At 66.3% G+C, this 9,750-nt stretch carries 10 protein-coding genes; 6 read left to right on the top strand and 4 right to left on the bottom strand.

Features of this window, described 5'->3' with window-relative positions; all coding sequences use genetic code 11:
• The 4 genes from VGK20_18065 to VGK20_18050 all read left to right on the top strand — a co-directional run.
• Positions 1-462: ATP-binding protein (locus VGK20_18065; GenBank protein HEY2775951.1), on the top strand; the 462-nt coding region annotated here is incomplete at its 5' end.
• A gap of 152 nt (positions 463-614) precedes the next feature.
• The gene (locus VGK20_18060) at positions 615-2,435 is read left to right on the top strand and encodes an AMP-binding protein (GenBank protein HEY2775950.1); all 1,821 of its coding nucleotides are present in this window, start codon (positions 615-617) and stop codon (positions 2,433-2,435) included.
• Between the two features lie 5 nt (positions 2,436-2,440).
• The gene (locus tag VGK20_18055; GenBank protein ID HEY2775949.1) at positions 2,441-3,787 is read left to right on the top strand and encodes a hypothetical protein; all 1,347 of its coding nucleotides are present in this window, start codon (positions 2,441-2,443) and stop codon (positions 3,785-3,787) included.
• 136 nt (positions 3,788-3,923) lie between these two features.
• Positions 3,924-5,123: an ATP-binding protein gene (locus VGK20_18050; GenBank protein HEY2775948.1), complete on the top strand. Its 1,200-nt coding sequence runs from the start codon at positions 3,924-3,926 to the stop codon at positions 5,121-5,123.
• A 6-nt stretch (positions 5,124-5,129) separates the two neighbouring features.
• Here the strand turns inward: VGK20_18050 and VGK20_18045 are convergent, their stop codons facing one another.
• Both VGK20_18045 and VGK20_18040 read right to left on the bottom strand, forming a co-directional pair.
• The gene (locus tag VGK20_18045) at positions 5,130-5,582 is read right to left on the bottom strand and encodes a response regulator (GenBank protein HEY2775947.1); all 453 of its coding nucleotides are present in this window, start codon (positions 5,580-5,582) and stop codon (positions 5,130-5,132) included.
• Positions 5,583-5,709: 127 nt separating this feature from the next.
• On the bottom strand, positions 5,710-6,207 hold the full coding sequence (locus VGK20_18040; GenBank protein ID HEY2775946.1) for a hypothetical protein: 498 nt from the start codon (positions 6,205-6,207) through the stop codon (positions 5,710-5,712).
• Between the two features lie 165 nt (positions 6,208-6,372).
• On the opposite strand from VGK20_18040, the gene VGK20_18035 reads away from it, so the two are divergent.
• Entirely contained in the window at positions 6,373-6,969 is a 597-nt protein-coding gene (locus VGK20_18035) for a nitroreductase family protein (protein ID HEY2775945.1), read from the top strand.
• Between the two features lie 112 nt (positions 6,970-7,081).
• Here VGK20_18035 and VGK20_18030 read toward each other — a convergent pair whose 3' ends face one another.
• Complete coding sequence (locus VGK20_18030) at positions 7,082-7,384, bottom strand: hypothetical protein (protein ID HEY2775944.1); 303 nt, start codon at positions 7,382-7,384, stop codon at positions 7,082-7,084.
• Positions 7,385-7,538: 154 nt separating this feature from the next.
• On the opposite strand from VGK20_18030, the gene VGK20_18025 reads away from it, so the two are divergent.
• On the top strand, positions 7,539-8,324 hold the full coding sequence (locus tag VGK20_18025) for an SDR family NAD(P)-dependent oxidoreductase (protein HEY2775943.1): 786 nt from the start codon (positions 7,539-7,541) through the stop codon (positions 8,322-8,324).
• 50 nt (positions 8,325-8,374) lie between these two features.
• On the opposite strand, the gene VGK20_18020 is transcribed toward VGK20_18025, so the two are convergent.
• Positions 8,375-9,607, bottom strand: a complete 1,233-nt coding sequence (locus VGK20_18020) for an LL-diaminopimelate aminotransferase (GenBank protein HEY2775942.1) — start codon at positions 9,605-9,607, stop codon at positions 8,375-8,377.
• Positions 9,608-9,750 lie beyond the last annotated feature (143 nt).

Here is a 9,750-nt window from a genome sequence, read left to right as displayed (position 1 = left end):
GTTGTCGACGACCTGCGCGCCGCGGCACCGCAGCGCCAGGTCGACTGGTCGATCGGGGACGGACTTCTCGCGTGGGGGGATCCGGGCCTGCTTCGTCTCGTCGTGCAGAATCTTCTCGGCAACGCGTTCAAGTACACAGCCCAGAAGGAATCGGCGCGCATCGAGTTCGGAGTCGAAGAGAGGACCGGCGACTCGGTCGTCTATTTCGTCCGCGACGACGGCAGCGGTTTCGATCCGGGCCTTGCCGGCAAGCTGTTCCGGCCTTTCTCGCGCCTGCACAGGAGCGACGAGTTCGAAGGCTCGGGCATCGGCCTAGCCACCGTCGACCGCATCATTCGCCGCCCCGGGGGAGCAGTGTCGGCCGAAGGGCGAAAGGGCGAGGGCGCGACGTTCCGCTTCCGCCTGCCGGTTCCACGGCGCACCGCGTCCGACTACGAGGCGCCAGCCGCCGGGACAGCCTGAAAGCGTCAAGGCCTGAAGGCCTGGTAGGCTGGCAGTCTGGTAGAAAGAGTACGCCGCCGGCGCTCTGGCTCCGCCTCCAGCGGCCGTGTATCGTCGCCGGACGCGACGGCGCTGCGGGGCAGGCGGGACGTTGTCGGAGGGGAAGAATCCGGGTGTCTGACCAGCCTTTCGAGTTCGAGGCCAACTACACTCTGCGCGACCAGATCCAGGCACGGGCCGACCACCGCGAGGTGAACGGTCGCGTTCTGCTGCGCCAGAACGACCGTACGTGGACGTACGGCCAGTTCCGCGACGAAGCGACGCGCAACGCCCATTTCCTGCTCGGGCGCCTCGGCTCCATCGGTAATTCCCGGCCCGGCCACGTCGCGATGCTGCTCGAGAACCACCTCGAGCTGCTTTCACTGTACGGCGGCTGCGGGATTGCCGGGCTTACGCTTTTCGGCGTCAACACGGGCCTTCGCGGAGCAACGCTTGCGGGTGTGCTCAACCAGTCGCGCGCCGGGGTCGTCGTCGTCGACGAGCGTTTTCGCGAGGAAGTCGAAAAGGTAAGGGGCGATCTTGCGCACGTCGCGCCGGAGAACATCCTGTTCATGCCGACCGGCGGCGGAGAGATTCCGCGCGGTGCCAACTACCTCGCGTGCATGGAGGCCGAAGTCGCTTCGTCGGGCACGAGCCTTGCGTATCCCGAAGCCGACGTGAATCCCGGCACCGGCCTGATGATCATCTACACTTCGGGAACGACGGGACTGCCCAAGGGCATCATCAACAACCACTTCAAGCTTTGCGCGACCGGCATAGGCGTGTCGTCCCGCCTCGAGCTCGGCCGCGACTCCTGCGGCTACACGTGCATGCCGCTGTTCCATTCCAACTCGATGTTCATCGGCTTCATGCCGTGCTTCTGGGTCGGAGCCAGCCTGGCGATGCGCGAGCGTTTCTCGGCCTCGGGCTTCGTGCCCGATGTGCTGCGCCACGGCGTGACGTACTGGAACTACGTTGGCGAGCCTGTGCACTACGTTCTGCAGGCCCTCGAGAAGCAGTATGGCGGCGACCTGGGCAGGCTCCGCGCCGAGGTGACCAACCATCCGTCCAACCGCCTTCGTTACGCGATCGGCAACGGCGCTTCGCCGCCGGACATCGACCGCTTCATCGACTGGCTCGGCCTCGACGACATGTACGAGTTGTACGGCTCGACCGAGGCGGCCATCTCGACGTACCGGCTAAGGGGCGACCCTCGCGGAAGCGTCGGAGAGGTGCACGATCCTGCGGTGAGGATTCTCGATCCGGCCGGCAGGGAATGTCCTCCTGCGAACATCTCCGCCGACGGACTCATCCTCAACTACGACGAAGCGGTGGGAGAGATCTGCCGCATCGCCGAGGATACGGCGCTTTTCCAGGGCTACTTCGACAACGCGTCGGCCAACACGCAGAAGTACCGTGACGGCGTCTACCATTCCGGCGATCTCGGCCACGTCCTGCTGCGCGACGACAAGCGCTACCTGTTTTTCGACGGCCGTACCGACGACTGGATCCGCAAGGACGGCGAGAACTTCTCGGCGCTGCAGGTCGCGCGCCTGCTGCAGGAGCATCCCGACGTTGCGCTCGCTGCTGCCTTCGGAGTGCCGTGCGCCATCTCGGACGAGCACGTGATGGTCGCGCTCAAGATGCGGGAGGGCGCCCGTTTCGACCCCGCCGGGTTCTTCGATTTCTGCGAGCGCCAGGTGGTAAACGGCGGCATGGACCGGAAATGGTTCCCCGACTACGTGCGTATCGTCGGCGACTTCGACTACACCGGAACCCAGAAGATCCTCGTGCGTAATCTCAAGGCCGTGCATTTCCAGCCTGCCAGGGTGCAGGATCCTCTGTTCCTGCGCGCGCGCGGAGACTCGGCGTTTCGCGCGATGACCGACGCCGACTATGCGCGCCTTCGCGAGCAGTTCGCCAAGGCCGAGCGGCTGCCGCTGCTGGAACGCTGAGCCGTATGGCCAACGACAACCAGCAGGAAATGATGGAGGAAGGCTGGCAGGCCCACGACCTGCGCAGCGGTGTTGCCAAGGTCTACGCGGAGGCCAAGGAGCGCAGCACGCTCGGCATCCGCGTCGTCGCAGTCTGGTCGGTGCTGATTTTCATCTTCGGCACCATCGACATGGCCGGCATCGCCAACGTCGCTCCGGCTTTCTGGGATATCGCTGCAGGCTTTGCCGGCATCCTGCTGGCCGCCCTTGCCGTTTCGCGAACGCCCGGGCCGATGCTCGGCTCGGCCGCCCTCGTGGTCGGTGACCTGGTGATGCTCGCGTACCACCTTCCCGAGATGCTGGACCACGGCAGCGCGAGCGATCACATCCTGACGTACCTGCGCATGGCGCTGGCGCCGGTTGCGCTGTTCCTCATCCTCAACGGCTATTTCGGTGCGCTGTCGATCCAGGCGTTCAAACAGGGATTCAGCCCGGGCGCTGACTGGCGCACGCGCATCAACCCGCGAATGATGCAGTTCGTCGTCGCGTGCTCGTGCGTCGGCGCCGTCGTGGTCGGTGTGGCGGTCTGGATGGGCGCGATCGCAACGGGATTCGCGCAGACCGACGTCGTGTGGCTGACGAAGATCCTGTTCAAGAAGCCGATCCACATGGACATCGCCAAGCCCGACGTCAAGGAAGCCAAGAACGACGGCGGCCAGGCGGGAGTCTTCGCCGATTTCAACATCCTCGACAGTGAGCATCGCAGGAACGCCGGCCCCAAAGTGTATCCCGAAACGGCCAAGCCGATCGTCAACTTCGACGGCCTCGACGCCTACGCGAAGAGCCAGGTACAAGAGGCATTCGAGTTTGCGCAGGACAGCGACGAGTCCGGTTGCCTGCTCGAAGGACACGGGCGCCAGGACCGCTGCCGCGACGACCGGTGCAAGTACTGGGCTCGCGTCTTCGCCCGCGCGTGCATGGCCAAATCGAAGAAGACCGAGCACTTCTGCGACGCGGTACCGGATGCGATGGCGCAGCTCGCCGGGGAGACCTGGGCGCAGAGAATGTGCGCAGGCCGCAACTACGACACGTGCCGCGAGATGCTCTACACGGTCCAGGGCCATTGCCATCCGCCGACGGCTGCCGAGCTGAAGGGCGATTTCTCGGCTGTCAACGCGGCCGAGCAGGCCGCCGCAGCGACGTCGCCGGCCGCCGTGCCTCCATCGGCACCCGGCAAACCTGCCAGGGAAAAGGGCGCGAAGGCCGAGGCGCACGAAGCGCCGGCCGTTCTGCCAGCGCAGGGCGGCGCTGCCAGCGGAGCGGCCAACGATGCACCCGCGGCAGCAGATCCGCCGAAGCCGGCGGCCCCATAGCCATCGGAGCGGAACTGGACTCCGGTCGGTCAGGCAAGCGACGCGGCTAGCGAGGCGGCTCGATGGCAGCGCCCAGACAGTGGTGGCGCGACTCCCCCGGCAAGGCTAGTCTTCCGCCTCGCTCGCGGGTGTCGTCGTGACCCAGGAACCGATTCGAATTCTGCTCGTCGAGGACGACGAGGACGACGCCTTTCTGCTCCAGCGGGCCCTGACCAAGACCGCCCCGGGACAATTCGCGATCTCCCGTGTGGGCACGCTCGAAGCTGCCCGCCGCTCGCTGATTTCGGCTCCTTTCCACGTGGTCCTTTCCGACCTTTCGCTGCCCGACAGCCGCGGCTTCGAGACTTTCGAGAAGATCCACGAGACCGACCCCGAGGTTGCCGTGGTCGTGCTGACGGGCAACGACGACGAGAGGCTCGCGGTGCGGGCACTCAACGAAGGAGCCCAGGACTACCTGGTCAAGGGCAAGGCCGACGGCCAGTCGCTGGTGCGCTCGATGCGCTACGCGATCGAGCGCAATCGCAGCCGCCGTCTCGAGCGCGACAACACGCTTCTCGAGAACGAGATCCGCGCGCGCAAGCTCGCCCAGGAACAGCTCGAGCGCGTCGCGGCACAGCTCGAATCGAGCAACCGCGAGCTGCAGCAGTTCGCGTCGGTGGCCTCGCACGACCTGCAGGAGCCGCTGCGCAAGATCGTCGTCTTCGGCGATCGCCTCCGCTCGCGCTTTGGGGGTCAGCTCGGCGATCAGGGCAACGACTACATCGAGCGGATGATGAATGCCGCCGGCCGCATGCAGACGCTGATCGACGATCTGCTCGAGTTCTCGCGCGTCGTCACCCGCGCGCGGCCGTTCGTACCGGTGGACGCGAGCGAAGTGATCCGCGAGGTGCTCGGCGACCTCGAAGTGCTGATCGAGAGCAAGGGCGCAATGGTCGACGTCGGTGCGATGCCGGTGGTGCACGCCGACCCGACGCAGATGCGGCAGGTCTTCCAGAACCTCATCGCCAACGCGATGAAGTTCCAGGACAAGGCAGCCGTTCCCCACGTGACCATTCGCAGCGAGCCGGCCCAGTGCGCGGGCGCGCCGGGCTGGCGCATTACCGTCAAGGACAACGGGATCGGCTTCGAGCAGCAGCACGCCGAGCGGATTTTCGCGCCGTTCCAGCGACTGCACGGCCGCAGCGAGTTCGGCGGCTCGGGCATCGGACTTGCGATCGTCCGGCGCATCGTCGAGCGCCACAAGGGCAGCATCACGGCCGAGAGCAGCCCCGGCCACGGTGCGTCGTTCACGATCCTGCTTCCGGCCGAGGCCGACGCAGTGACTACCGCAGCCTGAACGTTCCTATTTGGCGGGGGCGTGCCCGGGCAGGCGCACCGTCTCGAACCAGTAGTGCGACAGCGTGCGTACGAGCGCGAGCAGCGACGCGTAGCTGACCGGCTTGCTGATGAAGGAGCTGACGCCGAGATCGTAGCTACGCAGCACGTCCTCCTCGGCTTTCGACGTGGTCAGGACCACGACGGGGATGCGGCGGAGCGAAGGATTTTCCTTGATCGCCGCCAGCGCTTCGCGACCGTCCTTCCGGGGCATGTTCAGATCGAGGATGATCAGCGAAGGGCGCGGAGAGTCGGTCCAGGGTCCGTGCGCGTGCAGGTAGTCGAGCAGCTCGACTCCGTCCTCGACGAAACGAAGATCGACGTCCACGCCGCAGTCGTCGAAGGCGTCGCGTGCCAGCAGGCGATCATCCTCGTCGTCGTCGGCCATCAGCACGACGTATGGCTTGGCGTCCTTGGACAAGGCTCCCCTCCGAACCCCCGGGGGGCATCTTAGCGGTGTGCCGACGGAAAGGGCAGGGGCCGCCCGAAAGGCTGCCCCGGAAGGGTGGCTGCGCCCGGCCGCGGCTGGCCGGGCGCAACGCCGATGTCTACTTGATCTCTTTGGCCTCGCCGGCCGTTGCGATCGTGTCGTGGTCACTCTCGAAGACCATCGAGCGCGTGGAGTGCTTCTCGGTGCTGTCCGGCGCCGTCCAGTCGACTTCGATCTGGAACGCGACGGTGGAGCTGTCTTCGTTCAGGTGAGTGGCGAGCGCCTCTTCCTTGGCGGGGTCGACTGTCGCACGCACCTGGCTGACGTTGGCGACGTACTCGGCCTCCAGCGGCTTCGGCTCGACGAGCTCGTAACCCTTCTCGCCCTGCTTGTAGAGAGCGCCGGTCGTCGAGACGAAGGCCCGGGCCGCGACGATCTTGTTTTCCTGGTCCTCGACCTTGGCGCTGAACTCGAAGACGGGCAGCGGGCGGCCTCCGATCTTGGCCATGGTTGCGCGGGCTTCGGTGATCTTCGGCGCCTTCAGGGCGGGAGCGCTGCCGAAGCACGCAGCGAAAGACAGCGAACATAGGGCGGCAACCAAAACGGTCTTCTTCATGAGATCTCCTGTTGGGTCGATGCTGCCGGCGGCCGGGTACTGCATCGGTGAGGGGGCGCGGTGCCGCGCATCGGAAGTACGTTGCGCAGTCCGGCGGCCATGGCGAGGCAGTTGCCGCAGTCTGTGTCCGGATTCATTATTCGACGCCGCCCGGCGGAGCAACCAGTGGATGTTCTCGAAGCAATACGCACCTGTCGGGCGATGCGCCACCTGCGGCCCGACCCGATCCCCGACCAGTTGCTGGCTACCGTGCTCGAGGCTGCGACCTGCGCGCCGAGCCCCGGGAACAGCCAGGGGTGGGATTTCGTCGTCGTGCGCGAGGACCCTGTCCGGCACCGCTTGGGCACCATGCTGAGCGATGGGGTGAGGCCCCTGCTTCCACCGGTGCCGACCGACGGAGATCCCGCGCGGCGGCGGCTTCTGGCCTCGGCCCATCACCTCGTCGAGCACGCTGGCGACGTCCCTGTGTGGATCCTCGTCTGCGGCCGCCCCGTCTATCCGCCGGCGGCGCCGAGCAAGGACTGGATCGGGGCCGCCGTCTACCCGGCCGCCCAGAACCTGCTGCTGGCGGCAAGGGGCGTCGGGCTCGGAGCCACGTTCACCACCTGGCACATGACGTGCGAGAAGGCGGTCCGAAACCTGCTGGCGCTGCCGGAAGACGCGCATATCGCGGTGACAATTCCGCTCGGCTGGCCCGAAAAACCATTCGGCCCGGTACGGCGCCGCCCCCTTGCCGACGTCGTCCACTGGAACCGCTGGTAGCTGGGAACATGCGCCATCTGTAATGGGGTCAGGCACCAGAGGAATAGTGCCTGACCCCATTCGGCTGGTGCCTGACCCTATTCCTGTGGTGCCTGACCCCATTACACGCGAGTCATCCCCGCGTCATTGAGATTGCGCGCCAGTATTCCTTGCGCTCGCTGACGATCGGCTCGGCGGCGGCTGCCGCGAACGCGAGGAATTCCGGATCTCCGCGAAGGCTGACCGTCGCGGCGTCGTAGGCCGCCATGTCGGCCGCCGACCACAGGTGCACGATCTCGCTCTCGGTGAAGTTCTCGAACACGCCTTCGCTGCGAAGCCCGTGCTTCTCGAACAGGCGCACCAGCTCGACGGCGTTCTCGGCCACCCTGCGCCGGTTTTTCGGTGCGACGCAGAGACGGGTGACGATGCGGATCATGCGGGGACCTCCTGGTAAGCTGCAGATCGGTGCCGCCAATCAGAGCAGACGGCCCCGCGTGTGAAAAACCTGGCCGCTTGCGTCGCAGCCGTCCCGCGCACAGTCTCGCCGGCCGGCGGCGCCCGTGCTCTCGGCGCCGCCACTGCGAGGTTGCATGGGAAGGCTCGACGGAAAAACCGCACTCATCACCGGTTCCGGCAGCGGAATCGGCGCGGCGATGGCAAAACTGTTCGCCGGCGAAGGCGCGCACGTCGTCGTCTGCGGCGATCGCGAAGGGCCGCTGCTGGAGACGGGTGCGGAGATCCGCGCGGCGGGCGGCAGCACGGAGAGTCGCGTCTGCGACGTCACCGACGAAGCGGCGCTGACGGCGCTGATTCGCGACGTCGCCGCACGAGGCCGCCTCGACATCCTGGTCAACAACGCGTTTCGCATGAGTGCATCGCCGATCGAGTCGATGACGACCGCCGCGTGGAAGGACAGCTTCAGCGTTGCGCTCGACGCGGTGTTCTTCGCGACGCGCGCCGCACTGCCGCTGATGGCCGCGGCCGGCGGGGGGGCCATTCTGAACATTTCTTCGACAGCGGGGCACGCTGCGCTTGCGGCGCTGGCCGGCTACAGCTCCGCCAAGGCTGCGCTCGAAAGTTTCACGAGGGTTGCTGCCATCGAAGGGGCCGCCGGCAACGTACGCGTCAATTCGCTCGCTCCCGGTTGCATCGCGACGCCGGGAACGCTGGCGGCATTTCCGACCGAGGCTTCGCGTCGCGCGATGGATCGGCTGATCCCGCTCGGCCGTTTTGGCCAGCCCGCGGAAATCGCGCGCGCTGCGCTGTTTCTCGTCAGCGACGATGCGTCCTTCGTAACCGGGACGTGTCTCATCGCCGACGGCGGTCAGCGCGCATCGCTCGGGGCACCGGCAATCGACGAAGGCTTCACCCACTGAGCGGGCGGGCGTCTATCCGATCGACTGGCGTCTATGCGACCGACTGGCGTCTAGGCGACCGCTCGCCTCACTCGCTCGACGGCTTCGCGAACCTGGTCGGCAAGTCCGAACGCCGACAACCGGAAGTACCCTTCGCCGCAGGCTCCGAACCCGGCGCCGGGCGTCCCGACCACGTGCGCACGCGTGAGCAGAAGGTCGAAGAACTCCCACGACCCTATTCCGCGCGGCGTTCTCACCCAGACGTACGGCGCGTTGACGCCGCCGTAGCAATCGAGCCCGGCCGCGCCGAGGCCTTCGCGGATCACCCGCGCGTTGGCCATGTAGTAGTCGATGTTCGCGCGCACCTCGCGACGGCCGGCGTCGCTGTAGACTGCGGCCGCGCCGCGCTGGATCGGGTACGACACGCCGTTGAACTTTGTCGTGTGACGCCGGTTCCACAGGCGATGCAGGTCGACGCGGCTTCCGTCGGCGGCGACTCCCGCCAGCGTCCTCGGCACGACGACGAATGCGCAGCGAGTTCCGGTGAAGCCCGCGGTCTTCGAATAACTTCGGAACTCGATGGCAACCTCGCGCGCACCGTCGATCTCATAGATCGAATGCGGGAAGTCCGATCCGGTGATGAATGCCTCGTAGGCAGCGTCGAAGAGCAGGATCGCATCATTGCTGCGTGCCCATTCGACCCAGCGTTCGAGGTCGGCGCGCCGCGCGACGGCGCCGGTCGGGTTGTTCGGAAAGCAGAGATAGACGAGATCGACCTTCTGCTTGGGCGGCTCGGGCAGGAAGCCGTTGTCGGCCGTACACGGAAGATAGACGAGGCCCTCATAGCGCCCGCTTGCATCGGCCTTGCCGGTGCGGCCCGCCATCACGTTCGTGTCGACGTAAACCGGATAAACCGGATCGGTGACCGCAATCCTCGCATCGGCCGCGAAAATTTCCTGGATGTTGCCGCTGTCGCACTTGGAGCCGTCGGAGATGAAGATCTCATCGGCATCGATCGCGGCGCCGCGACTGCGAAATTCGTTCTCGGCGATCGCCTCGCGCAGGAAGTCGTAGCCCTGCTCGGGACCGTAACCGCGAAAACCGGAGGTGGTCTGCATTTCGTCGACTGCGGCGTGCATCGCGTCGCAGATCGACTTCGGCAGCGGCAGCACGACGTCGCCGATGCCGAGGCGGATGATCGGGGCCGTGGGATTGGCGTCCTGAAAAGTGCGCACCCGCCGGCCGATCTCGGGGAACAGGTAACCGGCGGCGAGCTTGAGATAGTTGTCGTTGATGCGGGCCATTGCTGGGTTCCTCTTCCAACTAAGATAGCGCCAGGATAGCGCCAAAATAGCGCGAAGCTGGCGCAAAGATCGCGTGAAGATCGCGGAACCTAGCGGTGGCTCGCGATCGCTTCAACGCGGCGCGATGCGGAGCGGCGCCCGGC

Source organism: Candidatus Binatia bacterium (assembly GCA_036493895.1).
Lineage (GTDB): Bacteria > Desulfobacterota > Binatia > UBA1149 > CAITLU01 > DATNBU01.
The sequence above is the reverse complement of the archived record's forward strand: the minus strand, read 5'-3'. Positions and strand labels throughout refer to the sequence as shown.